Source organism: Rhodococcus antarcticus, from assembly GCF_026153295.1.
Taxonomy (GTDB): Bacteria; Actinomycetota; Actinomycetes; order Mycobacteriales; family Mycobacteriaceae; genus Rhodococcus_D; species Rhodococcus_D antarcticus.
This window is the reverse complement of the sequence record NZ_CP110615.1, coordinates 698,010-723,653: the sequence shown is the minus strand read 5'-3', so window position 1 is coordinate 723,653 and position 25,644 is coordinate 698,010. Positions and strand designations below refer to the sequence as shown.

Sequence of the window (25,644 nt, the reverse complement as noted above, 5' to 3'; positions counted from 1 at the left end):
CCCCCCTCAGCGCACCGGTCGCAGCCGCACCGGGCCCTTCGCGCGCGACGGGTCGACCACCACACCGTTCTGGGTGATCTCGAGCTCACCGTCGGCCGCGAGGCGCCGCGCAGCCTGGCGCACGGGCTCCATCAGGTCGCGCCACCCGTCACCGCTGCCTCCCCGCGCGGCGTGCACGGCCCGTGCGACCTCCGAGGGACACGCCGTGGTCCCGGCGGAGCAGCGGGCCAGCCGCTCGCGGAGCGCGGCCTCGAGCTCCTCGCGCTCCCCCGCACCGGAGCGCGCCCGGGCCCGGCACGCGTCGGAGCAGTGGCGCACCTGCGGCCAGTCCCGTGCCCACTTCGCCCGCCAGGTGATGGTGCGCCCGCACACGGCGCACACCTTGTCCGCACGGTCCTCGACGGGGGCGGAGCTGCGCGAGCGGTGGGCCACCCCGCCATGGTGCCCGGCGCCGGTCCCGCCCGCCGCCCGGCTAGAGCAGCTCGACGAGGAAGCCCAGCTCCTGGGCGTCGTACCAGGCGAGCTCGTGGTCGGCGACCTCGCCCAGCAGGAACTCCGCGTCGAGGTCGCCCATGTCGGCCTCGTCCACCGCGCCCACCGCGGCCCGCACGGCGTCCTCGGCCCCGGCCAGGTCGACGTGGGCCGAGGTGACCTCGGCCAGGGTCAGCGGGCCGCGCAGGCGCACCACGGCGTCGTCGAGGTCCGGGCGCAGGGTGACCTCGTCCACGTCCGCGCTGAGCACCACCCGGCGCACGACCACCGCACCCGGCTCGGCGCCGTCGAGCTCGGCGGCGAGCAGCCGCAGCGACGCACGGGCGGCCTCGGACATCGCGGCGTAGGAGAGCTCCTCCTCGTCGCCGCTCGCGTAGGCCTCCCGCAGGGCCGGGGTCAGCGCGAACGCCGTGCCGCCGGCCACCCACAGCTCCCCCTCGGCCACCAGCGAGCCCAGCATCGCCACCGTCACCGGCACGAAGACCCTCACGCTGCGCACCTCATGGGGTGACCGTACCGACGAGCTCCTCGAGCGCCTCGGTGATGAGCGCCGCCAGCACCTCCACGTCGCCCATGGCGTCCCGGTCGGCGTTGAGCCCGTAGTAGACGCCGCCGTCGTAGGAGGTCAGCCCGATGGTGAGCGCCTGGTTCCTCGACAGCGGCACCACGGGGTACATCTCCAGCATCTTCGCGCCGGTGGCGTACAGGGGGAGCTGCGGTCCGGGCACGTTCGTGACGAGCACGTTGAAGGTTCGGCGGGCCAGCGAACCCGCCACCCTCGCGCCCATCGCGTGCAGGGTCGGCGGGGCGAAGCCGGACATCCGCACCAGCGTGTCGGCTCCCACCGAGCGGCCGGACTCGGCGTGCGCGCGGGTGGCGTGCGCCACCTGGGACAGCCGCACCACGGGGTTCGGCTCCCCGGCGGGCAGGTCGACGACGAACGAGGAGACCTGGCTGCCGGGCGAGCCCGCCCCGCCCGCCCCCGGGACACCGTCGGACTGACCGGTGACCGACATCGGCACCATGGCCTTGACCGTCGTCGACGCCGTCACCGCCTCCCCGCGGGAGAGCAGCCAGTTGCGCATGGCCCCGGCCACCACCGCGAGGACCACGTCGTTGACGGTGCCCCCGTGCACGGCCCGGACCTTGCGGTAGTCCTCCAGCCGCGTGGTCGCGACGGCGAAGCGGCGCTGACGGGAGATGGCGACGTTGAGCGGGCTCGTGGGGGCCGGGCTCGCCGCCGTGCGCAGGACACCACCGATGGTCTGGGTCAGCCCACCCACGGCCTCGGCCACCTTGCCCACGGTGGCGGCGGCGTCCCGCACCGCCCAGCGCACGGTGTCCACGGCCTCACCGGGACGCTGCACGGCCTCGCGCACCGCGTCGGCCACCAGCTGCACGCTCCCGGGCTCCGGTCGCGGCATCCACAGCGCCTCGCGGGTGTCCCGCGGCCGGGCGGTGACGTCGAGGATCACCTGGCCGATCTCCAGGGCCGCGACCCCGTCGACCATCGCCTGGTGGGTCTTGGTGATGACCGCGAACCGACCGCGGGCCAGACCCTCCACCAGGTACATCTCCCACAGCGGCCGGCTGCGGTCCAGCGGGCGCGAGGTCAGCCGGGCCACCAGGTCGTTGAGCTGGTCGCGCGAGCCCGGCTTCGGCAGGGCCGAGCGCCGCACGTGGTAGGTGATGTCGAAGTCCGTGTCATCGACCCACACCGGTCGCGCGAGGCGTCCCGGGACCTCGCGCACCTTCTGCCGGTAGCGGGGCACGAGCGCGATGCGCTGCTCCACCAGGCGCACGAGCGCCTCGTAGTCGAAGCCGGAGCGGGGACGAGCGAAGACCGACACCCCGCCGACGTGCTGCGGAGCGGTGCTGTCCTCGAGGTAGAACAAGGACGCGTCCACCGCGCTCAGCCGGTCGGTCATGCCCCGATCCTGGCACGGGCCGCTCCCGGCCCTCCGCAGCGGGGCGGGAACCGTTGCCCCCCCGGCCACGTCAGACCTGCATCCGGACCGACCGCGGCCCCGTGCGCCGCGGCGGACCTCTCCTCCGGTCTGCTCGCCCCGGCCGCGCCCCGCGCTGCCGTCGAACCCCGGCCGCGCCCCGCGCTGCCGTCGAACCCCGGCCGCGCCCCGCGCTGCCCGCCACCGCCCTGGAGAGAGCCGTGCCCGAAGCCCGCCCGTCCACCACACCCGTCCCCCTCGTCCGGCGGGCCCCCTCGCTCGAGCCGCCGACCGAGGACCACCACGCCCCGCTGCGGCTGGTGCCCCGCGGCCCCGAGCCCGCGCGGGTGTCTTGCCGACCCCCCGTCCGGCCCGTCCCCCTGCCCGTCGACCCGGCCGCGACCGTCCTGGTCAGCCGCATCCTGACCCTGGCGCTCGAGGTCCGCGACGGCCGCCGCAGCCCGCAGCAGCTGCGCACGCTGCTGACCCCGCCCCTGGTGCAGATGGTCACCACCCGGGCCCGCCAGGCCGTGGGCAGCGGCCACCGGCCCGGCCGGCTTCGCCCGGTGCACGTGCAGGCCGTCACCCCGACCGTCGTCGAGGCCAACGGGGTCGTGCTCCGGGAGCGAGACAGCCACGCGGTGGCCGCACGGATGGAGCTGGTCGGCCGGACGTGGCGGTGCACCGCCCTCTGGCTGGGCTGAGCGGGCACCGCCCCGGCGGCTACTTCTTCTGCTTGGGCGCCTTGGGCCCCTTGGTCTGGGTGCGGGCCGCCGCGCGACGGTCACGGCGCGCCGCCGGCGGGGCGGCACCCTCCCCGGAGGCGCTCGCCCCGTTCACGGACCGATCGCTGGAGACCGCGGTGCCACCGTCCTCGTCCGGCCCGGAGTAGGTCAGCGCGGGGGCGGCACGCTCGTCGAGCCCCTTCGCCCGCAGGGCCCCCGGCGCCCGGGGCGCCTTCTCCAGCGGGACGGGCGGGGTGGGTCCGGTCGCGGGAGCCGCAGCCGCAGCCGCGGCCAGCTGGCGGGCGGCCGCCGCGATCTGGGCCTCGCTGGCCGCGGAGACCGAGGGTGCCGGGGCAGGGACGGCCTCGACGGTGACGTTGAACAGGAAGCCGACGGACTCCTCCTTGAGCCCCTCGAGCATGCCCCGGAACATGTCGAAGCCCTCGCGCTGGTACTCGACGAGCGGGTCGCGCTGGGCCATCGCCCGCAGGCCGATCCCCTCCTTGAGGTAGTCCATCTCGTAGAGGTGCTCGCGCCACTTCCGGTCCAGCACGCTGAGCAGGACCCGCCGCTCCAGGTCCCGCATGCCGCCCTCGCCCGCGATCGCGTCGATCTCCGCCTCGCGCCGGGTGTAGGCCTCCCGCACGTCCGCGAGCACCGCCTCGAGGAGTCCCTCACGGGTGAGGTCGCCCTGGTCGCCCACCTCGGTCGCGCCGGCGAGGTCCTGCCAGCGCAGCGACACCGGGTACAGCGTCCCCAGCGCCGTCCAGAGCGTCTCGAGGTCCCAGTCCTCGGCGTAGCCCTGAGCGGTGGCCCCGTCGACGTAGGCGCTGGTCACGTCGGTGATCATCCGCTCGACCTGGCCCTCGACGTCCTCGCCGGCGAGGACGCGCCGACGCTCGTCGTAGACGACGGTGCGCTGCTGGTTCATCACCTCGTCGTACTTGAGGACGTTCTTGCGGATCTCGAAGTTCTGCTGCTCGACCTGCGTCTGCGCGCTGAGGATCGCCTTGGAGACCATCTTGGCCTCGATCGGCACGTCCTCGGGAAGGTTCAGCCGGTTCATGATGGTCTCGATCATCGGGCCGTTGAACCGCCGCATGAGCTCGTCGCCCAGGGACAGGTAGAAGCGCGACTCGCCGGGATCGCCCTGGCGTCCCGACCGGCCGCGCAGCTGGTTGTCGATGCGCCGGGAGTCGTGCCGCTCGGTACCCAGGACGTAGAGCCCGCCCGCGTCGCGCACCTTGGCCGCCTCGGCCTTCACCTCGGCCTTGACGTCGGCCAGCACGGTGTCCCACTCCAGCTCGTACTCCTCCGGCGTGCCCACGGGATCAAGCCCCCGCTCGCGCAGCTGCAGGTCGGCGATGATGTCCGGGTTCCCGCCGAGCACCACGTCGGTGCCGCGCCCGGCCATGTTCGTGGCGACCGTGACGGCCCCGGGCCGCCCGGCCTGGGCGATGATTGTCGCTTCCTTGTCGTGGAACTTGGCGTTGAGGACGCTGTGCGGCACACCCTTGCGGACCAGCTGCTTGGACAGGTACTCCGAGCGCTCCACGCTCGTGGTGCCGATGAGCACGGGTTGCCCGGCCTCGTGGCGCTCCAGCACGTCCTCCACGACGGCGTTGAACTTGGCCTCCTCCGTCTTGTAGATGAGGTCGCCGTTGTCCACCCGCACCATGTCGCGGTTGGTCGGGATGGCGATCACGCCGAGGCTGTAGATCTGGTGCAGCTCGGCGGCCTCGGTCTCGGCGGTGCCGGTCATCCCGGAGAGCTTCTCGTAGAGGCGGAAGTAGTTCTGCAGGGTGATGGTGGCCAAGGTCTGGTTCTCCGCCTTGATCTCCACCCCCTCCTTGGCCTCGATCGCCTGGTGCATGCCCTCGTTGTAGCGGCGCCCGCTCAGCACGCGACCGGTGAACTCGTCGACGATGACGACCTCGCCGTCGCGGACGATGTAGTCCTTGTCCTTGGCGTACAGCTCCTTGGCCTTGATGGAGTTGTTCAAGTAGCTGACCAGGGGCGAGTTCGCGGCCTCGTAGAGGTTGTCGATGCCGAGCTGGTCCTCGACGAGCTCGACGCCGAGCTCGTGCACGCCGATGGTGCGCTTCTTGACGTCCACCTCGTAGTGGGTGTCGAGCTTCATCAGCGGGGCGAGGCGGGCGAACTCCCCGTACCAGCGGGAGGAGGCGTCGGCGGGACCCGAGATGATCAGCGGGGTGCGGGCCTCGTCGATGAGGATGGAGTCGACCTCGTCCACGATCGCGTAGGTGTGCCCGCGCTGCACCAGCTCGGCCAGCGAGTTCGCCATGTTGTCGCGCAGGTAGTCGAAGCCGAACTCGTTGTTGGTGCCGTAGGTGATGTCCGCTGCGTAGGACACCCGACGCTGCTCCGGGGTCATGCCGGAGAGGATGGCGCCGACCTCGAGACCGAGGAAGCGGTGCACCCGACCCATCCACTCGGAGTCACGCTTGGCGAGGTAGTCGTTGGTGGTCACGACGTGGACGCCCGTGCCGGGGATCGCGTTGAGGTATGCGGCCAGCACCGACGTCAGAGTCTTGCCCTCACCGGTCTTCATCTCCGCGATGTTGCCCAGGTGCAGGGCGGCCGCTCCCATCATCTGCACGGTGAACGGCTTCTGGTCCAGCACGCGCCAGGCCGCCTCGCGGGCCACGGCGAAGGCCTCGGGCAGCAGGTCGTCGAGGCTCTCGCCGTCGCCGTGACGGGTGCGGAACTCGTCGGTCTTGGCCTGCAGCTCCTCGTCGCTCAGCGCCTCCATCTCGTCGGACATCGTCTCGACGTGGTCGGCGATGGCCCGCAGCCGCTTGACCATGCGGCCCTCACCAGAACGGAGCAGCTTCGAGATCGACAGCACGGGGTGGGTGTCCCTCACTCCTCGACGACAGGGTCCGGCCACGGCGGGAAACCCCGTGGCCGGACCCCATGGTAGGCGGCGCGCGGGACCGCGTGTGCGGCCCGCGCCCGCAGCCCGCCTACACCAGGTGCAGGACGCCGTAGTCGAAGGCGTGCCGCCGGTAGACCACGCTCGGCGTACCGGTGGCGGCGTCGTGGAAGAGGAAGAAGTCGTGCCCGACGAGCTCCATCTCGTAGAGCGCGTCGTCGACGGACATGGGCACCGCGGGGTGCTCCTTGACCCGCACGATCTGGCCGGGTCCCTCGTGCTCCTCCTCGACGTGCGCCTCGGCCGACGGCGGCTCGCTCGGAACGGGCACCTCGAGGCCAGCGGTGGCCGCGGCCACGGAGACCGGGGTGTGCCGCCCGTGGTGCACCTTGCGGCGGTCCCCGGCCCGGCGCAGCCGGCTCTCCAGCTTGGCCACGGCAGCCTCGAGCGCGGCGTAGAAGCTGTCGGCGCACGCCTCGGCTCGCACGACCGGCCCCTTGGCCGTGCCGGTGATCTCCACCCGCTGGCAGCTCTTGGCCTGGCGGCGGTTGCGCTCGTGGTTCAGCTCCACGTCGAAGCGGTGCAGCGTGGGGTCGTAGCGCTCGAGCCGGGTGAGCTTCTCGGCGACGTAGGCCCGGAAGTGCTCGGGCACCTCGACGTTGCGACCGGTGACGACCAGGTCGGCGGGATCTCGCTGCGGCGCGGTGTCGTCGACGACGAACTCGGTGGCCGCGGTGGTCTGGGCGGATCGGGCGTCCGTGCTAGTGCTCACTCGTACCTCCACGTGGTGCCGACGGGGTGCTCACGCCGGCTCGCTCAGGTGCTGCACCGGGCGGGGAACCGCCCGGCACTCAGGGATCGAAGGACCTCCTCCCCTGCTCGGTGGTACCCGCGAACGTAGCCCCTGGCGGCGCCGGGCGGGGGGAATCGTCCTGCCGGCCGACGTTTCACGGCGCAGCGGTCAGCACCAGCCCGGTCACTGCACCCCGGCGAGGACCACCACGGCGTGCACCCGGACACCCCGGGCGGCCAGCGCGGCCGTGCCCGCGGCAGCGGTGGCCCCGGTGGTGAGCACGTCGTCCACGAGCACCACGCTGGATCCCGGAGCCGGCACCGTCCCGCGGACCCGGACCCGTCCGCGCAGGTTCTCGGTCCGCTCCCACGCCGACAGCCCCACCGAGTCGCGCGCGGAACGGGCGGTGCGCAGGCAGGGCAGCACGCTCACCCGGCCGGGCCCCAGCTCCTGCGCCGCGGCCCGGGCCACCCCGGCCACCGGGTCCCCTCCGCGGCGACGAGCGGCCGCACCCCGGCTCGGGGCGACCACCAGCGCGAGCGGGGCCAGCTCGGGCGGGTCGAGCTCGCCCCAGTCGCGCAGGTGCAGCACCGCACGGGCCAGGGCAGCACCCAGCGGCCCCACGAGGTCCCGTCGCCCGCGCTCCTTGACCGCGATCACCGCACCGCGCCACGGTCCCGCGTAGCGACCGGCCGCCCAGGCCGGCGGCACCCCGACCACCCGGGGGTGCAGCTGCACCGGCTCCGCCGTGGTGAGGGCGAGCGCGCACTCCGGGCACCACGAGAACCCCGGGGCCCGGCACCCCCCGCACTCGGTGGGCAGGACGAGGTCGATGAGGGTGCGCACCCGGTCCACGCTCCCCCGCCACCCCGGGCGCGGCGGCCACCGGAGCCCCTCCTGTGGACAGCTCCGCGGCCATCCACAGGTCCGTCAGCCGGGCAGCACAGGCAGCGTGCTGGGGCCCGCCTCCCCACCGAGGCCGGCCACCGGTCGCCACACGCGCTCGACCGTCGTCTCGCCCGAGGTCAGCTCCAGCACGCCCCGGCTGTCGGCCACCAGCTGCCGGGTGGGTGAGGACGCCACCGCGCGCACCGGCACCGAGAGGTTCCCCGTGGGCAGCGTCTTGAGCTCGGAGCCGTCCACGGTCACCGAGACCACCGGCCGGTCGGGGTCCGCGCTCACGACCAGCAGGGTGTCGGCCGTGGTCCAGTCCAACGTGGTGGCGGTGGCACCCAGCGACGGGGCCACCACCCTGGGGGTGCTGAGGGTGAGCGTCCCGGGCTCGGTCCGGGTCACCACGGCCACCACCACCTGCCCGCCGACCACCAGCGCAGCCCGCACGCCGTCGCGGGAGAGCCGGAGCGCGCTGATGCTGCCGGGCGTCGCGGCGAGGGTGCTGGTGTCGACCTGCTGGGTCGAGGCGGCCTGGGTCGTGGGGTCCTGCGACACCCGCAGCACCGTGGACCCGTCCTGCACCACCCAGACGGCCGAACCGTCGGCGGACCAGGTGGGGCGCGTCATCGTGTCGCCGGCCGCGGCCGAGACCACCCCGCCACCGGACGGCCCCACGAGGAGCTGGCTGCCACCACCAGCACGAGCCGCCACCGCCGCGACGCGGGTGCCGTCGCGCGAGAGGGCCGCCGCCTGCACCGAGGTGTAGCCACCCAGTGCCCCCTTCACCGGGATCACCGCGTTCTCCCCCACCTCCACCAGGGCCCCACCCAGGACGGCGTGCAGGGCCACCGACGCCCCGGGAGAGGCCGCCGGATCGGTCGCGACCACGTCGGAGGTGGTCCAGCTCCCGGGATGGGCCTCGTCGAGCGGAGCCCCGTCGGAGAGCAGGACGTACGGCCCGCCGACGCTGGCCGCGTCCAGGGTCCACACCACCTGGGCGGCCAGCAGCCGGCGCTGGCTGCCGTCGAGGGCGACCAGCCCCGAGAAGTCGATGCGGACCCCGTTGCCGCGCACGGTCGACGGCCCGCCCCCGGCGTCCATCCCCGAGACGTTGCTGCGCAGGCTCACCCGCCGGGGGAGCTCGCTGACCACGGCCGGGGCGAGGTCGGCGCTGGGGCCGGCGACGAGCAGGTCGACCAGCCTGGCCGCGAGCGAGTCCGGGTCGTCGACCACCCACCGCGGGTCGGGCACCACCGTGTCCAGGCCAGGATCGAGGAAGTACACCGGCAGCCGCCGGTAGGCGGCCTTGAACTCGCTCGTGCGCAGCACCACGCCCGTCGGGGGGTTGGCGATGCGCCACTGGCCGTCCACCTGCTCCAGGTCCAGGACCACCGCGTACGGGTCGGGCGTCGGGTCCACCGTGTACTGCCCCGTGGCGCTCAGGGTCCCCACGGCGTCGCCGCGGAGCAGGATCCGAGACCGGTCGGGGGCGGATCCGTTGCCGTCGTCGGGCAGGCACGCCACGTTGTCGAGGACGGTGGTGCTGGTCGCGTCCTCCCAGCGGGCCGAGGCGTCCTGGGTCAGGTACTGCCGGGCGGCCGCGTGCCGGTCGGTCGGCGAGGCCCCCGCGGAGATGAAGTCGCAGACCAGCAGGTCGGGCTCGCGGCCGCTCAGGGGAGCCTTGACCACCACCCCCGGCGCGTCGGGCGCCGCGGTGCCGACCACCACCGGGGCCGAGTCGCTGGGCACGGTCGCGCACCCGGCCAGCAGCAGCAGGACGCCCAGCGCGACGACGACCCGCCTCACGAGGGCACCACCAGGACGGAGCGGGCGACGTCGGCCCCGGCGGGCAGGTCCCCCGCACCCTGACCGCGTCCGGTGGGCACCAGGGCGAGCGGGCTGTGGGTGAGCGCCGCGCCCTGCACCAGGGGCAGGGTGAGCAGGAAGCGGGCACCCCGGCCGGGCTCGCCCCACGCCTGCAGCCACCCGCCGTGCAGGTGGGCGTCCTCCAGGCTGATGGACAGGCCGAGCCCGGTGCCGCCGGACCGGCGCACGCGTGAGGGGTCGGCCCGCCAGAACCGGTGGAAGACGAGCTCGGCCTCGCCCGGCTTGAGCCCCACCCCCGAGTCCACAACGAGCACGGCCACCGCGTCGTCGGAGGCCCGCACCCGGAGCAGCACCGGGTGGTGCTCCCCGTGGTCCATGGCGTTGGCCAGCAGGTTGCGCAGCACCCGCTCCACCCGGCGCGCGTCGATCTCGGCCACCACCGGCTGCTCCGGCAGGTCCAGCACGACCTCCGTGGACGTGGCCTCGGCGAGGTGGCCGACGGTGGCCAGGGCCGAGCGCACGCAGCTGCTCACGTCGATGGGCTCGTCGGCGAGCTCCGCCATGCCCGCGTCGTGACGGCTGATCTCCAGCAGGTCGGCCAGCAGGGACTCGAACCGGTCCAGCTCGGCCACCAGGAGCTCGGCCGAGCGGCTCCGGGCTGCGTCCATGTCCTCGCGACCGGCGTACAGCAGGTCCGCCGCCATCCGCACCGTCGTCAGCGGCGTGCGGAGCTCGTGGCTGACGTCGGAGGTGAAGCGGCGCTGCAGGGTGCCGAACTCCTCGAGCTGGGCGATCTGCTCGGCCAGGCTCTCCGCCATGTCGTTGAACGCCTCGCCCAGGCGGGCCACGTCGTCCTCCCCCCGCACGGCCATCCGGTCGTCGAGGTGGCCGTCCGCGAACCGCTCGGCGACGACGACCGCGGCGCGCACCGGCAGCACCACCGCGCGGGAGACGATGCCGGCGATGGCGGCGAGCAGCAGCAGCAGCACGGCCCCGCCCAGGCCCAGGATGCCGCGGAGCAGCCCCACCGTCTGCTGCTCACCACCGAGGGGGAACACGAGGTAGAGCTCGAGGTTGCGCACGTCCGAGGCGGCCGTCGTGCCGACCACCAGGGCGGGGACCGTCCCCGCACCCGCCCGGGAGACCGTCGTGTACTGGTAGGTCAGCTGGCCGCGCTGCACGTACTCGCGCAGGTCGGCCGGGACGTCCTGGACGGGCCCGCTCGGCAGGTCCGCCCGCAGGCCGTCGCCGGGGACGATGAGCACCGAGTCGAACGCCCCCGCGGACCCGCCCGTGGAGTCCGAGGCGCTGACCGTCGGGTTGCTCAGCCTGGCGCGGGCGAGGTTCAGCCGGCTCAGCAGGTTGAAGCTCTCGTCGGCGCCGGCGAGCTCGGACTGCACGGTCGAACGGGCCCGCTCGATCTCGTCGGTGGCGGCAGTGATCTTGGACTCCAGCAGCCGGTCGGTGATCTGGCTGAGCAGCACCAGGCCCAGCACCAGGACGACGACCGTGGACAGCACGAGCGTCGACACGACCACCCGCAGCTGCAGCGAGCGCCGCCACCGGGTGGCCAGCTGCGCCCCCGCCGCCGCCGCGAACCGCCGCGCGCCGGCCGTGCGGCCCCACGCCCGGGCGACCGCACCGGGAGACGGCTCCGCCGTCACGGTGCGCCTCGGGGACGGCTCCGCCGTCACGGTGCGCCTCGGGGACGGCTCCGCCGTCACGGTGCGCCTCGGGGACGGCTCCGCCGTCACGGTGGCCCGGCCTTGTAGCCGACGCCACGCACGGTGAGCACCACCTCCGGGTGCTCGGGATCGACCTCGATCTTGGCCCGTAGGCGCTGGACGTGGACGTTGACCAGCCGGGTGTCCGCCGCGTGCCGGTACCCCCACACCTGCTCGAGCAGCACCTCCCGGGTGAACACCTGGCGGGGCTTGCGGGCCAGCGCCACGAGCAGGTCGAACTCCAGCGGGGTGAGGTTGACCTGGGTGCCCGAGCGGCTGGCCTGGTGGGCGGGCACGTCGATGCGCACGTCCCCGATGGTGAGCACCTCCGCGGGCTCGTCGTCGGTGCGACGCAGCCGGGCGCGCACCCGGGCCACCAGCTCCTTCGGCTTGAACGGCTTGACCACGTAGTCGTCGGCCCCGGACTCCAGGCCCAGCACCACGTCGACGGTGTCGGTCTTGGCGGTGAGCATGACGATGGGCACCCCCGACTCGGCGCGCACGGCTCGGCAGACGTCGATCCCGTTCATCCCCGGGAGCATGAGGTCCAGCAGGACCAGGTCGGGCTTGTACTCGCGCACCGCCGTCAGGGCCCGGGAGCCGTCACCCACGACCGAGGCGTCGAAACCCTCCCCCCGCAGCACGATCGTCAGCATCTCCGCGAGCGCGGCGTCGTCGTCGACCACCAGGATCCTCGGCTTCATGCCGTCCATCGTGGCACCTCCGGGCTGCCGACCGGCGCAGGACCGCGCTCAGCCGAGCAGTGCACCGGCCACCGTGTCGACGTCGACGGTGCCCTCCAGCACGCGCCAGGGCGACACCCACGCCGCCGCGGCCAGTTCGTCGTAGACCGCGCCGGTCCTCTCCTGCAGGCCACCGTCGCGCTCGAAGGCGTCGCGGGCGCGGGCGGTGTCCTCGGCCTCCCGCCCGGCGGCCCGCTGCTGGGCGAGCGCCACCGGCACCCGCAGCAGGAGCTGGAGGGCCGGCACGGGCAGCCCCAGCCGGCCGAACTCCAGCTCGCGCACCCACTCCACGAACGCGCCGTCCGCGTGCTGGTGCAGCCGGGCCGCCCCGAAGGCGGCGTTGGAGGCGGCGTAGCGGTCCAGCAGGACGACGTCGTGCCCACCCAGGGCCCCGCCGAGCCAGGCCCGGGCCCCGCCGCGGTCCAGCGCGAACAGGGCCGCCATGCCGTGCACGCTCGCGCCCAGGTCACCGGCCCGTCCGTGCAGCGCCTCGGTGAGCAGGTCGGCCTCGACCGACGCGCCGTAGCGGGGGAACGCCAGGCTCGCCACGGTGGCCCCCCTGGCCTCCAGCGCCGCGGTGAGGGCCGCGGTCAGCGTCCGCTTGCCGGAGCCGTCGAGGCCCTCCACCACCACGAGTGCACCCACGGGAGCCCAGCGTGCCAGACGCGGGGACCGGGTCCCGGACGGACCGCAGGCCCGGTCCTCGCGACGGGGGCCGGGCCTGCGGGTGGTGCGGAGGTCAGTAGCGGTAGTGGTCCGCCTTGTAGGGGCCCTCGACGTCGACGCCGAGGTACTCTGCCTGCTCCTTGGTGAGCTTGGTGATGGTGCCGCCGAGCGCCTCGACGTGGATGCGCGCCACCTTCTCGTCCAGGTGCTTCGGGAGGCGGTACACCTCGTTGTCGTACTCGTCGGGCTTGGTCCAGACCTCGATCTGCGCGATGACCTGGTTGGAGAAGCTGTTGCTCATGACGAAGCTGGGGTGTCCGGTCGCGTTGCCCAGGTTCAGCAGCCGGCCCTCGCTCAGCACGATGATGGAGTGCCCGTCGGGGAAGACGTACTCGTCCACCTGCGGCTTGATGTTGACGTGGCGGACGTCGGGGTTGCGCTGCAGGCCGGCCATGTCGATCTCGTTGTCGAAGTGGCCGATGTTGCCGAGGATCGCCTGGTGCTTCATCTGCTGCATGTGGGCGAAGGTGATGATGTCCTTGTTGCCGGTGGACGTGATCACGATGTCGCTGGTGCCGATGGCCTGCTCCACGGTCTGCACCGGGAATCCGTCCATGAGGGCCTGCAGCGCGTTGATCGGGTCGGCCTCGGTCACGGTGACCCGGGCGCCCTGGCCGCGCAGGGCCTCCGCGCAGCCCTTGCCCACGTCGCCGTAGCCGGCCACCAGGGCCGCCTTGCCGCCGATGAGGACGTCGGTGCCGCGGTTGATGCCGTCGATGAGCGAGTGGCGGGTGCCGTACTTGTTGTCGAACTTGCTCTTGGTGACGGAGTCGTTGACGTTGATCGCTGGGAAGGGCAGCTCACCGGCGGCGGCGAACTGGTACAGCCGCAGCACGCCCGTGGTGGTCTCCTCGGTGACGCCCTTGATGGCGCCGGCGATCTCGGTCCACTTGGTGCCGGAGGCGGCCAGCGAGGCCCGCAGCAGCGCCTTGAACACGCCGACCTCGTCGGAGTCGCTCTCGTCGTCGGGCGGGACGACACCGGCGGTCTCGTACTCCTTGCCGCGCAGGACGAGCATGGTGGCGTCGCCACCGTCGTCGAGGATCATGTTGGCGCTCTCGCCGGGCCAGGTGAGCATCTGCTCGGCGGCCCACCAGTACTCGGTCAGCGACTCGTTCTTCCAGGCGAAGACGGGGACGCCCTTGGGCTCCTCCGGGGTGCCGTGCCGACCGACGACGACTGCCGCCGCGGCCTCGTCCTGGGTGGAGAAGATGTTGCAGGAGGCCCAGCGGACCTCGGCACCGAGATCCACCAGGGTCTCGATGAGCACGGCGGTCTGCACGGTCATGTGCAGCGAGCCGGAGATGCGCGCACCCTTGAGCGGCTGCACCTCGGAGTACTCGCGACGCAGGGCGATGAGGCCCGGCATCTCGTGCTCGGCGAGCCGGATCTCCTTGCGGCCGTACTCGGCCAGGGCCAGGTCTGCGACCTTGAAGTCGATCCCGTTGCGGGTCTCGACGGTCATCTCGGGTGCTGCGGAAGTCATGTGTGGCCTTCTCCTCGGCGAATCGGTGCAGGTAGAGGTTATCGGTCCTGGCGCCGGGGCGCGCTGGGTGACCCGTCTGGCCCACCACCGCCCCCGTGCACCAGGCTGGGTCCATGCAGACACGAGTGATCGGCGACCGCACCGTCAGCGCGATCGGCCTGGGCGGCATGCCGATGTCCATCGCCGGGCGGCCCGACCGGGCCCGGTGCCTGCGCACCGTGGCGGCCTCCCTCGACGCGGGGGTGACCCTCGTCGACACCGCCGACGCGTACTCCCTGGACGACTCCGACGTGGGCCACAACGAGGAGCTCGTCGCCGAGGCGCTGCGCGCCTGGGGCGGGGACACCGACAGCGTGCTGGTGGCGACCAAGGGCGGTCACGTGCGCACCCCCGAGGGCGGCTGGGCGCTGGACGGGCGACCGGAGCACCTGCGGGCCGCCGCGCAGGCCTCCGCGCGACGGCTCGGGGTGGAGGCGATCGGGCTCTACCAGCTGCACCGGCCGGACCCGGAGGTGCCGCTGGCCGACTCCCTCGGCGCGATCGCGGGGCTCCTCGACGCCGGGACGATCAGGCTGGCCGGGGTGTCCAACCTGGACCCGGACCAGATCCGGCTGGCCCAGGACGTGCTCGGCGGGCGGCTGGCGAGCGTGCAGAACCAGTACTCGCCGTCCTTCCGCTCCTCGCGCCCGGAGCTGGACCTGTGCACCGAGCTCGGGGTGGCGTTCCTGCCGTGGTCCCCGCTGGGCGGGATCAGCAGCGCCAGGGAGCTCGGCGGCACGCACGCGGCGTTCGCGGAGGTGGCCGCGGAGCACGAGGCGAGCCCGCAGCAGGTGTGCCTGGCGTGGATGCTCGCGACGTCCCCGGTGGTGGTGCCCATCCCGGGGTCCTCCCGGCCGAAGAGCGCCCGCGCCTCCGCGGCGGCGGCCGACCTGGAGCTCAGCGCCGCCCAGCTCGCCCGCCTCGACGCGGCCTGAACGGGCGCCGCGGCGCCGGGGGCGGGCGGCTCAGCGCTCCAGGCCGTCCCGGGCGCGGAAGACCTGGGCCCCGTCGCGACCGGCGCGCACGGTCACCGGCCCGTCCGCCGCCGGCACCCACACCGCCGAGCCCCGGGGCAGCGCCAGCACCGCCCCGTCGGCGGCGAGCTCGGCCCCCCCGGCCGTGCACAGCAGCACCTGCGGCCCGTCGTGGGAGAGCACGGCCGCCGCGCCGGCCACCAGGTCGACCCGCGAGAGGCGGAACTCGGCCGCCGGCGCCGGGTAGGTGTGCTCGGGGCCCCCGTCGGTGGTGCCGCTCGAGACGGGCACGTCCCCCGCGGCGAAGTCGAGCACCCGCAGCAGCTCGGCCACGTCCACGTGCTTGGGGGTGAGCCCACCCCGCAGCACGTTGTCGGAGTTCGCCATGATCTCCACCCCCACGCCGTCGAGGTAGGTGTGCAGGTTCCCGGCGGGCAGGTAGATCGCCTCGCCGGGCTGCAACGTCATCCGGTTCAGCAGCAGCGCGGCCAGCACGCCCGCGTCCCCCGGGTAGGACTCCCCCAGCTCCAGGATGGTCCGCGCCTCCGCCGCAAAGGGTCCGAGCCCGCGCACGTGGTCGACGCACGCATCGAGCACGGCCGGCAGGAGCACGTCCAACGAGGGGCGCGGCAGCGTGATCCACGTGGTGAACAGCGCCCGCAGGCCCCCGGCGTCGGGCTGGCCGGAGAGCAGCGCCGTGTAGGGCGCGAGCTCCGGGCCGTCCAGGGCTGCGAGCAGCTCAACGGTGCGGGACACCTCGCGGAACCCGGCCAGGGCGTCGAAGCGGGTGAGGGCGCAGAGGAGCTCCGGCTTGTGGCTGGCGTCGCGGTAGTTGCGTACCGGGGAGTCCAGGGGGATCCCGCGGCGCTGCTCGTCGGCGAAGCCCTGCTCCGCCTGCAGGGCCGAGGGGTGGGCCTGCAGCGAGAGCGGCTCGTCGGCGGCCAGCACCTTGAGCAGGAACGGCAGCCGGTCGCCGAACGCGGCCCGGCTGCGCTCACCCAGCTCCGCCACGGGCTCGGCCCGCAGCACCTCCAGCAGCGAGCGAGCACCGTCCGGGCCGTGCACCAGCGCCGGATCGGCCGGGTGCGCCCCCATCCAGAGCTCCGCCTCCGGGTGCGGGGCGGGCACCGGTCGCCCGCACAGCTCGGCGATCGCGGTGCGCGAACCCCACGCGTAGGTGCGGACCGCCCCCGTCATCAGCTGCACGTCGAGGCTCCCCTCGTCCTGGCGGTGGTGGCACCTGTCACGGGCGCAGCCCCAGGTAGACCGCCGCGATCTCCACCCGCGCGGCGAGCACGAGCAGCTCGCCCAGGGTGCCACCCGGAGGCGGCGTGCCCGGCTCCACCGCCGTCAGGAGCTCCGTCTCGCGCAGCGCCCGCAGGCGCAGGGAGGCGGCCACGCGCTCGTCCTCGGTGGCCAGCACCACCACCCGGACCGGGTCCTGCTCCAGCGGTCCGTCGATCTCGGGGTCGTGGAACAGGGGGTCGACGCCGGAGCCGGCGGAGCGGTCCAGCCGTCCCCCGGCGACCAGCACGTCGGCCAGCTCGGCGGCCACGGCCGACACCCCGGCGTGCCGCAGCAGGCAGGCGCCGGCGTGCTCGGCGAGCAGCGTGGTGGCCGGCCCGGCCCCCGCCAGCACCACCTCCCGCCCGCTCCACCGGGCCGCTAGCGCCTTCGCGGGACTGGCGAACAGCTCCCGGTCGGGGTGGTCGCGGGCCGCCTCGGCGTCGAGCACGTCGGCCAGGGACGCCAGGTCCACCGGCGCGCCCAGCACGTCCAGCTCGTCGAGCACGGCGAGCCCCGAGGCCACGAACCGCAGCAGCGCGGTGGCGTCCGGGCCCTGCACCCGGGGCGGCATCCGCAGCGCGCGCCCCCCTCCGGCCACGGCCAGCGGACCCTCGGCGGGCGCGACCAGGACCACCTCGCTGCCACGTCCACCCGCCCGCGCCACGGTCGCGGCGAGCTCCAGGTCCCCGGGGTCGTCGGCGAGCACGACCACGACGTCGAGCGGACCGACCCAGCGCGGCACCAGCCCGGCGCGCACCACCGGCACGCCCGCCCCGGCCGTGCCGAGCTGCGCGAGCAGCGCCGCCGCGTGCCGCGCAGGTCCGTGGCCGGCGACGAGGACGACGCTGCGCGGGCTCATCCCCCTCAGCGGGGACAGCACGCCCTCGGCCTGCTCGGACGCGGCGGCCCGCACGAGAGCACCCGCCTGCGCGGCACCACGGAGCAGCCCGTGGGCGTCCGCGGCGAGCAGCGCCGCGCCGTCCTCGAGCTTGATGGTGCCGGTGGTGCGTGTGCTCACGGTGCCCCGGAGCCCTCGGGTGCCGGTGCGGTGGGCTCGCGGAAGGCGTCGTCCAGCAGCAGCACCGGGATGCCGTCGACCACGGGGAAGCTGCGCCCGCAGCTGGTGCACGTCAGCGCGTCGGCCGTGGGGTCGGACGGGGTCCCGAGGCGCAGCGGGGCGTGCTCGTCGCACGGGCACGCGAGGATCTCCAGGAGCTGGGGGTCGAGGACGACGGCCACGGTGGTTCCTTCCGGGTGGTGGTGGTGGGGGTGGCGGGCGGGCCCGGCCGGGGATCGGGCTGGGGTCAGCCGCGGACGACGGCCAGGACCTCGTCGACCAGGGCGGCGACCGCGGCGGCGTCGACGGCCTCCACGTTCAGCCGCAGGAGGGGCTCGGTGTTGGAGGAGCGCAGGTTGAACCACGCGCCTGCGCCCAGCTCCACGGTGAGCCCGTCCATGGTGTCCACCGAGGTGGCCCGCTCCGCGAAGGCCGCGCGGACGGCGGCGGTGCGGTCGGCCGCGTCGGCCACGGTGGAGTTGATCTCGCCCGAGGCGGCGTAGCGGGAGTACTCCGCCACCAGCTGGGACAGCGGCCGGTCCTGCTCGCCCAGCGCGGCCAGCACGTGCAGCGCCGCGAGCATTCCCGAGTCGGCCCCCCAGAAGTCCCGGAAGTAGTAGTGCGCGGAGTGCTCGCCCCCGAACACCGCCCCCGTCGTGGCCATCTCGGCCTTGATGAAGGAGTGCCCGACGCGGGTGCGGACCGGCGTGCCGCCGAGCTCGGTGACGAGCTCGGGCACGGTGTGGGAGGTGATCAGGTTGTGGATGATCCGCGCACCCGGGTGCTTGCCCAGCTCCCGGGCGGCCACCAGCGCCGTGATGGCGGACGGGGAGACCGCCTCGCCCCGCTCGTCGACGACGAAGCAGCGGTCGGCGTCCCCGTCGAAGGCCAGCCCGATGTCCACGGCGCCGTCCGCGGAGCGGATCAGCTCCTGCAGGTCCACCAGGTTCTTGGGGTCCAGCGGGTTGGCCTCGTGGTTGGGGAAGCTGCCGTCGAGGGCGAAGAACAGCGGGCGCACCGTCAGCGGCAGCGGGCCGAGCACCGCGGGCACGGTGTGCCCGCCCATCCCGTTGCCCGCGTCGACCGCCACCGTGAGCGGACGCAGACCGGACAGGTCGACGAGGCCCCGGAGGAACGAGGCGTAGTCGGCGAGCACGTCGAGCTCGCTCACGGTGCCGGCCGGGCCGATGAAGTCGGGGATGCCGGCGACCATCTCCGCGCTGATGGTGGCCAGCCCGGAGTCCTGCCCGACGGGCTTGGCCCCGGCCCGGCAGAGCTTGATGCCGTTGTAGGAGGCCGGGTTGTGGCTGGCGGTGAACATGGCGCCGGGGCAGTCCAGCCGGCCGGAGGCGAAGTACAGCTCGTCGGTGGACGCGAGGCCGACGAGCACGACGTCCACGCCCTGGGAGACCACGCCGTCGGCGAAGGCCGCGCTCAGCGACGGCGAGGAGTCCCGCATGTCGTGGCCGACCACCACGCGCGTGGCGTCCGGGCGGACCAGCCGGGCGAACGACGCACCGACGTCGCGCACGAAGGCCTCGTCGATCTGCACCCCGACCAGGCCGCGCACGTCGTAGGCCTTGATGACGGCGGGCACGAGCTCGGCCCGCGGGGTGGGCGTGGGGGCTCCGTCAGCAGTCACGTGCGCAGCGTAGTCGGGGCCGGGGCCGACGCCCGGACCACGGCGCACCCGGGCGGCAGGTCAGTCCTGCGGGTCCGGCAGCACCCTCAGGTGGCCCCGGCGACCGGTGGACCCCGGACGCTCCGGCTCCGGAGCGCGATCACCCCGACCGGCCTCGCGGACCGCCTCGGCCAGGGCCGTCAGGTCGTCGTCGCTGGTGTCCAGGGGACCGAAGCCGCCCTCGTGGCGGACGACCTCCCACCCCCGGGGCACGGTCAGGCGCACGGCGTGGACCTCGCACAGGTCGTAGGAGTGCGGCTCGGCGCTGGTGGCGAGCGGACCGACGACGGCCGTCGAGTCCGAGTAGACGTAGGTCAGGGTCGCGACGGCCTGGTTCGAGCAGGCCGCGCGCGAGCAGCGTCGCTGGGTCGTCACCACCGCGCTACCACCCCCGACTCGGTCGTCACGGGCGAGACACTAGCCCCGACACGCCGGGCCACCCACCGCGACGCGCCGTCGCAGCACCGCCGCCGGGTGGGTGCCGCCCCGCACGCCGTACCGTCGGATCCCGTGCCCGACCGTGCCGCCGACCGCCCCTCCGCCCGACGAGCGGCCCGCCGGGCCGCGCTCCGCGGCCGGGGACCGCGGGGCGAGGTCCTCCCCCGCACGGTTCCGGCCTGGCGCAGCCGGGCCGAGCGCTTCGACCGGCTGGTGCTGGACGCGCTGGCCCCCATCGACCAGCGCTGGCACGACCGGCTGGTCACCCTCGACGTGGCCGTCGACGACGTGCCACCGGTGCGGGCGGGCGACCTGGCCGATCCGGACGCGGTGGTGTGGCCGGCGGAGGTGGTCGCAGAGGGGGCGGTGCAGCTGTCCCGGCTGGTCCCGGCCGGGGTGGACGCCAGGGGGGGCGCCACCCGGGCCCGCATCGTGCTGTTCCGCAGGCCCCTGGAGCTGCGGGCCGGCGAGCCCGAGGAGCTGGGCGTGCTGCTGCACGAGGTCCTGGTGGAGCAGGTGGCCACCTTCCTGGGGGTGGACGTGGACGAGGTGGACCCCGACGACGGGCCGCCCGAGGTGACCCCCGAGGACCCCGAGCGCTCCTGACCGGCCGAGGTCCGGGCCGTCAGTCCTCCCGGCGCCGGGGCGGGACCGCGACGAACAGCGTGAACAGCAGCACGGCGCCCTGTCCCAGCAGCAGCAGGCTGCGCAGCACCGTCGAGCGGGTGACGACCACCTCGCTGGCCGGCCCGGGCAGCGCCACTCCCACCAGGTGGCCGTAGGCGCGCGCGACGGCCACCGCCTGCCCGTCCACCGTCACCTGCCAGCCGGGCTCGTCCTCGGCGGCCAGCACGAGCAGCCGCCCGTCCGCACCACCGGAGACCCGGACACCGAGGTCGGGAGGGCCGCCGGGCACCGCCGTGATCCCCTCGCTGCCGGCGGCCGTCGGTGGGTCGCCACCGGTGCGGGCGGCCGTCGCGAGCGCGGTCTCGAGCAGCTGCGCCCCGCCCGTGGCGAGCTCCACGCGCAGCACGGCGCGGCCGTCGGTGGTGGAGCCCGCGTCGCTGACCAGGCCCGTGTCCAGCAGGGGCTGGGTCGCCGGCACCCCGGGCGGCAGGACGACCGCGCCCACCCCGGCCGCCGCTACCTGGGCGACCGCGGACGATGCCGCAGCGGTGTCGCCGCCGGTGAGGTCGCCGGCCCAGCCCGCCGTGCGTCGCAGCACCCCGGCCACCGGGGCGAGATCGTCGTCGCCGAGGCCGGGCAGCGACGCCGGGCCGAGCCGGTCGGGCCCCTCCGCTCCACCGACGCTGAGCACGAGCGCCCCCGCATCCTCCAGCTCCGCGCGCAGACCGCCCGGCAGCGCCGCGGCCGGGCCCGCGCGGACCACACCGTCCGCCGCGGTGAGCCCCGTTCCCACGGCCAGGACCACGAGCACGAGGGCGGCGAGGGCGGCCCCCGCGCGCCGCGGGAGGTGCAGGGGGGCGGGTGCGGACCCGCTCCGCCCCCGCACGTGCAGCTGCTGCAGGCCCACCACCACCACCACCAGCACGCCGGCCGCCGCGAGGAGCAGGGCCGGCCCGGTCGAGCCCGGGACCTCGGGACCACCCGCGAGCGGGACGCTGCGGCGGCCGGCCACGGCCACGGCCGTCGCGCCGCCGAGCACCGCCACCGCGAGGCCCCCGACCATGCGGCGCTGCGGCGCCAGCACAGCGAGCAGCAGTGCCGCGAGCACGACGAGGAGCCCGGCCGCACCCGCGACCCCGGGCGCGCTGCCGCCGAGACCCACCAGGCCGAGCAGACCCACGTCGGCACCCGGCACGGGAGAGCCGACGCCCTGCAGCAGCACCGAGGGGTGGGTGAGCACCACTGCGGGCCACGGCACGAGCAGGCCCACCGGCAGCAGCACCACCGCGAACAGGGCGAGGGCGCGCCGCACCCCGGTGCCCGGCCCCGGCGCTGGTCGCACCACGACGAAGCCCACCAGCACCAGGACGACCACGAGCAGGTGCACCACGGGTGCGGCCGAGCCCACCACGGCCAGCGCGAGCGACGTCGACGCCGCGGTGGCCAGCCACGTCGAGCCGCCGCGGCCCGCCCCTCCGGCAGGAGCGCCGCGCAGGACGCTGAACACTCCCGCGAGCACCAGGGGCAGCAGGACCTGGGTGAGGACGGTGTCCAGGCGCCCCTGGCCCACACCGGCCGCGCCGACGGGCAGCAGCGCCCACCCCGCACCGACCCCGGCCCGCCACCCCGCCGGGAGGGCCACCGACCGCGTGGCCAGGTACGCCGAGGCACCCGCCAGCGGGAGCGCGGCCAGCAGGAGCAGGGCCACGGCGTGGTCGGCCCCGCCCACGAGCACCCCGAGCACCCCGAGCACCCCCGTCAGCACGGGTGCCGGTGCGGCGGTGCCCCCTGCGACCGCGTGCCACTCGGCGACGTAGCTGCTCAGCAGGGGGGTGAGCCCACCCGGGGCGGGCAGCAGGCCGCCACCGGAGACCGAGAGGCCCAGCCGAGCGTGGTGCACGACCAGCGAGAGCAGGGTCAGCCCGACGAGGAGGAGGACCAGTGGTGAGAGCACGAGCTGGCGCAGCACCCGTGGTGCGCCGACCCGGACCACGACCAGGGCACGGTCACCCACGCTCCCCGGGTCCGCGTCGAGGGCCGCGGTCCTCGCGGCCGCCGCCCTGGCCTGCGCAGCGGCCACCAGCGGGTCGCGGGAGACCGGCGAGGGGCGCAGCGCCCGGACCGGCGACCCCACGGCGGCGTCGGGGGCGGCCAGGGCAGCGGTCAGCGGGGCGGCGGGCGGGGTGACCAGGGCCGCCGGCGCGGTGCGTGCACCCTCGAGCGCGGGGGCCGCCACCTCGGGCGCGGCCGCCACGGTGACCTGACGGACCGGGCGGCGCAGCCCAGCGGTCCTCCGGGTGGGCGAGAGGGCCACCGCACCCGCCGGCGGCGCGACCGCGGCCCGACGCGGACGGGCCGGGACACCACCCACGGGGGACGGTTCGACGGCAGGAGCGAGGGCGGGGGGCGGCTCCTGCGGTCCGGGACCAGGCTCCGCCGCGGTCGACGTCGGAGGCGGGGCCGCGCCGCCCCGGGGGCCGGGCGAGGGCCGCGGCCGGGCCGGCGCCACCACCGGGCCGGGGTCGTCACCGGGGAGCAGCGCCGGCGGGGTCGGCGCCACGGGCAGCGCCGGCGGGACCGGGGTCGGGGTCGCCAGCGGGACGAGGGTCGGGCCAGCGGTCAGCGCGGTGGCCCCCTCCGGCAGCCGACCCAGCGCCAGCTCCGCCCGGACCTGCCGGCGGGCGAGGCCGGCCACGCCCCCACGGACGAGGTTGCGCACCCGCGTGGTGCGGCTGGTCAGCAGCCCTCGCACCGTGCCCGCCCCAGTGGTGAAGAGCTCGGCCCGGACGGCGCGGGCGGTGCCGACGGCGGCGACCGGGCCGAGCGCCCAGCGCAGGGCCTGGCGCTCGATGCGGGCAGCCCGCGGGTTGCGCAGCAGCAGGAACCCGATCGACCGCAGCACGGCCAGGACGGTCAGCCGGAGCAGTCCCAGCCGGTAGGAGGGGCCGGAGGTGTTGACGAGGAAGGTCCGCAGCCCGTGCGCGCGCTCGGCGAGGCGGGCTCCCGCGCGACCGGGTGGCAGCGTCCGGCCCAGCGAGTCCCCGAGCGCCTCGAGACCCCGCAGGCCCCGGCGCGCCGCCCGCACGTGCCGCACCCGGGCCGAGGGCACGCACAGCACCACCTTGCCGGAGCGCTGCGCCCGCCACCCGAAGTCGAGGTCGTCGCCGAACAGGGGCAGCGCGGCGTCGTAGCCGTCCAGCGCGTCGAAGGTCCCCACGTCGACCAGAGCCCCGGCCGAGGAGACGGCGAGCACCTCGCTGGTCTGGAAGAACTGCCCGTCGTCGAGCTCGTCGGTGCCGATGCCCGTCTGCAGCTGGCCGGACGCGTCCGTCGACAAGCCCGCCTCCACCACCACCCGGGGGTCGTCCCAGTCCAGGCACAGCGGGCCCACCACGCCCACGGACGGTGACACGTCCACGGCCGCGAGCAGCGACTCCAGGCAGTGCGGCTCGGGCGCGGAGTCGTCGTGCAGCACCCAGAGCCAGCGGGGCCGCCCCCCGAGCTCGGTGCCCGCACGGCCGAGACCCGCGCGCACCGCCGCCCCGAAGCCGGCCCCCCGGGCGAGGGTGACGACGGCGGACAGACGTCCCGCGTCGAGCGCGGCGGCGAGCAGTGCGGCCGTCGTGTCGGTGGACCCGGTGTCGACGGCGACGAGCACGGTGGGTGCCGCGGTCTGCGCGCCGAGGGAGTCGAGGACCTCGGGCAGCCAGCGGTCGCCGTCGTGGCAGACCAGGACCGCCGCGACCTCGGCGCCCGTGGTCCCGGCGGCGGCGCGTGCCGGAGCGACCCCACCCTCGTGCACACGACCTCCCCGCTGCGGCCGAGCACCACCCGAGCGTGACGCTGGACCCCGGACCCTAGACGGCGCGCGACCGGGGAACCGGCGCGGCCCTAGACGGCGTCGGCCTCCCAGGACTCGCGCTTGAGCCGCCGCCGCTCGCGCTCGGAGAGCCCGCCCCAGATGCCGAAGCGCTCGTCGTTGGCGAGCGCGTACTCGAGGCAGGCGTCGCGGACCTCGCACCCGGTGCAGATGCGCTTGGCCTCACGGGTGGAGCCGCCCTTCTCGGGGAAGAACGACTCGGGGTCGGTCTGGGCGCACAGGGCCAGCTCCTGCCACTGCTCGTCGCCGGGCTGCAGCCCCAGCAGCGATGCTCCACCGACGAGGGACAGGTGCGACCGACCCCCGTCCGGCTCCACCATCGGCTCCGACACGTCGCGCTCCTCCACCTCGGTCCCGCCCCACCCCGCTAGAGATGTGTCCTTGGTCACGTCCTGGCCGGGTCGCGGTGTGTCAGCGTGCACGCCGGCTCCCAGGAATGACATGGCTGTGATTAGACAGGGGCGCACGGCGGCCGGTCAAGCGAGGCGGGATCCGCGCATACCACCGGGCACCGACAGAACCCCACAGTGACACGTGGTCCGAGGACACGTGGTCCGCGCTGCTCGGCCACCCGCCACCACCCAGCGGGCACACTCGGGTCGGTGCGCACCCGACGCGGCCCCCGCGCCCCCACGAGCCACCTGCCCAGCCCCGTCTTCCTGGCGCTGCTGGTGGTCACCGCCGCCGGCGCCACCCTGCTCGCCCTCGGTGGCGGGCTGAGCGTGCTGCGCGCGGGTGCCGTGCTCACGGTGCTCGGGGGCTGGGCGGTCTCGCTGTGCCTGCACGAGCTCAGCCACGCGGTGGTCGCCCTGCGCGGCGGCGACACCTCGGTCCGGGAGAAGGGCTACCTCACGCTGGACCCGCGCAGGTACGCGGACCCGCTGCTCAGCCTGGGCCTGCCCGTGCTGCTGCTCGCGGTCGGCGGTGTCCCGCTGCCGGGCGGTGCTGTGTGGATCGACCGCAACCAGCTGCGCTCGCGCTGGGTGGACTCCGCGGTCTCGGTGGCGGGGCCCGTGGTGAACCTGGTGCTCGCCGTCGTCCTGGCCCTGCTGGTGAGCACGGTGGCGATGCCGCTGCCGCTGGCCGGGGTGCTCTCCTGGCTCGCGCTCGTGCAGGTGCTGGCCTTCCTGCTCAACCTGCTGCCGGTGCCCGGGCTCGACGGCTGGGGCGTGCTGGACCCGCACCTGTCCGCCGCGACCCGGCGCACCGCCGCCCAGGTGCGCCCGTTCGCACCGCTGCTGCTGTTCGCGGTGCTGATCTCCTCCAGCCGGGTCTCCGGCGTGCTGTTCGACGTCGCGGACGCGGTGTTCACCGCGGTCGGCGGCTCCACCGTCCTCGCCGGGCTGGGTCAGGGACTGTTCCTGTTCTGGCGGTGAGCGGTCTCCCGCCGGGCACCTAGGCTCGACTCC

The 25,644-nt window shown here is 75.1% G+C and carries 22 protein-coding genes; 4 read left to right on the top strand and 18 right to left on the bottom strand.

The features are described from left to right. Positions 1-6: 6 nt before the first annotated feature. From RHODO2019_RS19295 to RHODO2019_RS03600, 3 genes are read right to left on the bottom strand one after another with little or no spacing between them, the layout of a single operon-like run. On the bottom strand, positions 7-432 hold the full coding sequence (locus RHODO2019_RS19295; protein ID WP_354005572.1) for a DUF3253 domain-containing protein: 426 nt from the start codon (positions 430-432) through the stop codon (positions 7-9). Positions 433-472: 40 nt separating this feature from the next. Then, positions 473-952 (bottom strand): DUF6912 family protein, encoded by a 480-nt coding sequence (locus RHODO2019_RS03605; protein ID WP_435532196.1) that lies wholly within the window; start codon positions 950-952, stop codon positions 473-475. A gap of 40 nt (positions 953-992) precedes the next feature. After that, positions 993-2,420 (bottom strand): WS/DGAT/MGAT family O-acyltransferase, encoded by a 1,428-nt coding sequence (locus RHODO2019_RS03600; protein WP_265383665.1) that lies wholly within the window; start codon positions 2,418-2,420, stop codon positions 993-995. 365 nt (positions 2,421-2,785) lie between these two features. Between RHODO2019_RS03600 and RHODO2019_RS03595 the strand changes: the two genes are divergently transcribed. After that, on the top strand, positions 2,786-3,142 hold the full coding sequence (locus RHODO2019_RS03595; protein WP_265383664.1) for an Rv3235 family protein: 357 nt from the start codon (positions 2,786-2,788) through the stop codon (positions 3,140-3,142). 19 nt (positions 3,143-3,161) lie between these two features. Here RHODO2019_RS03595 and secA read toward each other — a convergent pair whose 3' ends face one another. The 8 genes from secA to ahcY form a co-directional block, all read right to left on the bottom strand. After that, entirely contained in the window at positions 3,162-5,990 is a 2,829-nt protein-coding gene (gene secA / locus RHODO2019_RS03590) for a preprotein translocase subunit SecA (protein ID WP_265384603.1), read from the bottom strand. 160 nt (positions 5,991-6,150) lie between these two features. Then, the gene (hpf, locus tag RHODO2019_RS03585; protein WP_265384602.1) at positions 6,151-6,738 is read right to left on the bottom strand and encodes a ribosome hibernation-promoting factor, HPF/YfiA family; all 588 of its coding nucleotides are present in this window, start codon (positions 6,736-6,738) and stop codon (positions 6,151-6,153) included. Positions 6,739-7,035: 297 nt separating this feature from the next. Beyond that, positions 7,036-7,698 (bottom strand): ComF family protein, encoded by a 663-nt coding sequence (locus tag RHODO2019_RS03580; RefSeq protein ID WP_265383663.1) that lies wholly within the window; start codon positions 7,696-7,698, stop codon positions 7,036-7,038. A gap of 84 nt (positions 7,699-7,782) precedes the next feature. Further along, complete coding sequence (gene lpqB, locus RHODO2019_RS03575; protein WP_265383662.1) at positions 7,783-9,552, bottom strand: MtrAB system accessory lipoprotein LpqB; 1,770 nt, start codon at positions 9,550-9,552, stop codon at positions 7,783-7,785. After that, entirely contained in the window at positions 9,549-11,237 is a 1,689-nt protein-coding gene (mtrB, locus tag RHODO2019_RS03570) for an MtrAB system histidine kinase MtrB (protein ID WP_435532168.1), read from the bottom strand. Before mtrB ends, lpqB begins: the two co-directional genes overlap by 4 nt. 86 nt (positions 11,238-11,323) lie before the next feature. Beyond that, a complete protein-coding gene (gene mtrA / locus RHODO2019_RS03565; RefSeq protein ID WP_265383661.1) occupies positions 11,324-12,010 on the bottom strand; it encodes an MtrAB system response regulator MtrA in 687 nt (228 codons plus the stop codon). Between the two features lie 39 nt (positions 12,011-12,049). Next, positions 12,050-12,685, bottom strand: coding sequence for a dTMP kinase (locus tag RHODO2019_RS03560; RefSeq protein ID WP_265383660.1), 636 nt, complete (start codon positions 12,683-12,685; stop codon positions 12,050-12,052). 94 nt (positions 12,686-12,779) lie between these two features. Further along, a complete protein-coding gene (ahcY, locus tag RHODO2019_RS03555) occupies positions 12,780-14,252 on the bottom strand; it encodes an adenosylhomocysteinase (RefSeq protein ID WP_265383659.1) in 1,473 nt (490 codons plus the stop codon). A gap of 113 nt (positions 14,253-14,365) precedes the next feature. Here ahcY and RHODO2019_RS03550 point away from each other — a divergent pair, with 113 nt between their 5' ends. Then, positions 14,366-15,226: an aldo/keto reductase gene (locus tag RHODO2019_RS03550; protein WP_265383658.1), complete on the top strand. Its 861-nt coding sequence runs from the start codon at positions 14,366-14,368 to the stop codon at positions 15,224-15,226. Positions 15,227-15,256: 30 nt separating this feature from the next. Here the strand turns inward: RHODO2019_RS03550 and manA are convergent, their stop codons facing one another. The 5 genes from manA to RHODO2019_RS03525 all read right to left on the bottom strand — a co-directional run bounded on the left by manA (position 15,257) and on the right by RHODO2019_RS03525 (position 19,665). Then, positions 15,257-16,471, bottom strand: a complete 1,215-nt coding sequence (gene manA / locus RHODO2019_RS03545; RefSeq protein ID WP_265383657.1) for a mannose-6-phosphate isomerase, class I — start codon at positions 16,469-16,471, stop codon at positions 15,257-15,259. A 37-nt stretch (positions 16,472-16,508) separates the two neighbouring features. Further along, positions 16,509-17,570, bottom strand: coding sequence for a TobH protein (locus tag RHODO2019_RS03540; protein WP_265383656.1), 1,062 nt, complete (start codon positions 17,568-17,570; stop codon positions 16,509-16,511). After that, a complete protein-coding gene (locus RHODO2019_RS03535; protein WP_265383655.1) occupies positions 17,567-17,791 on the bottom strand; it encodes a Trm112 family protein in 225 nt (74 codons plus the stop codon). The genes RHODO2019_RS03540 and RHODO2019_RS03535 overlap by 4 nt, the downstream gene beginning before the upstream one ends. A gap of 65 nt (positions 17,792-17,856) precedes the next feature. Continuing rightward, a complete protein-coding gene (locus RHODO2019_RS03530) occupies positions 17,857-19,251 on the bottom strand; it encodes a phosphomannomutase/phosphoglucomutase (protein WP_265383654.1) in 1,395 nt (464 codons plus the stop codon). A gap of 60 nt (positions 19,252-19,311) precedes the next feature. Further along, on the bottom strand, positions 19,312-19,665 hold the full coding sequence (locus RHODO2019_RS03525; protein ID WP_265383653.1) for a DUF3499 domain-containing protein: 354 nt from the start codon (positions 19,663-19,665) through the stop codon (positions 19,312-19,314). A gap of 135 nt (positions 19,666-19,800) precedes the next feature. Here RHODO2019_RS03525 and RHODO2019_RS03520 point away from each other — a divergent pair, with 135 nt between their 5' ends. Then, positions 19,801-20,334 (top strand): metallopeptidase family protein, encoded by a 534-nt coding sequence (locus RHODO2019_RS03520; protein WP_265383652.1) that lies wholly within the window; start codon positions 19,801-19,803, stop codon positions 20,332-20,334. Positions 20,335-20,353: 19 nt separating this feature from the next. On the opposite strand, the gene RHODO2019_RS03515 is transcribed toward RHODO2019_RS03520, so the two are convergent. Together RHODO2019_RS03515 and RHODO2019_RS19290 are read right to left on the bottom strand one after the other, a co-directional pair. Further along, on the bottom strand, positions 20,354-24,157 hold the full coding sequence (locus tag RHODO2019_RS03515) for a glycosyltransferase (RefSeq protein WP_265383651.1): 3,804 nt from the start codon (positions 24,155-24,157) through the stop codon (positions 20,354-20,356). Positions 24,158-24,246: 89 nt separating this feature from the next. Beyond that, complete coding sequence (locus RHODO2019_RS19290; protein ID WP_435532195.1) at positions 24,247-24,555, bottom strand: WhiB family transcriptional regulator; 309 nt, start codon at positions 24,553-24,555, stop codon at positions 24,247-24,249. 282 nt (positions 24,556-24,837) lie between these two features. Between RHODO2019_RS19290 and RHODO2019_RS03505 the strand changes: the two genes are divergently transcribed. Next, complete coding sequence (locus RHODO2019_RS03505; protein WP_265383650.1) at positions 24,838-25,611, top strand: site-2 protease family protein; 774 nt, start codon at positions 24,838-24,840, stop codon at positions 25,609-25,611. The last annotated feature ends 33 nt before the right edge of the window (positions 25,612-25,644 follow it).

What these genes read in the sequence shown, in the direction of transcription:
- RHODO2019_RS03600 (WP_265383665.1), bottom strand. Translation starts at nt 2,420, where the DNA reads ATGACCGACCGGCTGAGCGCGGTGGACGCGTCCTTGTTCTACCTCGAG.
- RHODO2019_RS19290 (WP_435532195.1), bottom strand. Translation starts at nt 24,555, where the DNA reads ATGGTGGAGCCGGACGGGGGTCGGTCGCACCTGTCCCTCGTCGGTGGA.
- secA (WP_265384603.1), bottom strand. Translation starts at nt 5,990, where the DNA reads ATGGTCAAGCGGCTGCGGGCCATCGCCGACCACGTCGAGACGATGTCC.
- RHODO2019_RS03605 (WP_435532196.1), bottom strand. Translation starts at nt 952, where the DNA reads ATGCTGGGCTCGCTGGTGGCCGAGGGGGAGCTGTGGGTGGCCGGCGGC.
- ahcY (WP_265383659.1), bottom strand. Translation starts at nt 14,252, where the DNA reads ATGACTTCCGCAGCACCCGAGATGACCGTCGAGACCCGCAACGGGATC.
- RHODO2019_RS03550 (WP_265383658.1), top strand. Translation starts at nt 14,366, where the DNA reads ATGCAGACACGAGTGATCGGCGACCGCACCGTCAGCGCGATCGGCCTG.
- mtrA (WP_265383661.1), bottom strand. Translation starts at nt 12,010, where the DNA reads ATGGACGGCATGAAGCCGAGGATCCTGGTGGTCGACGACGACGCCGCG.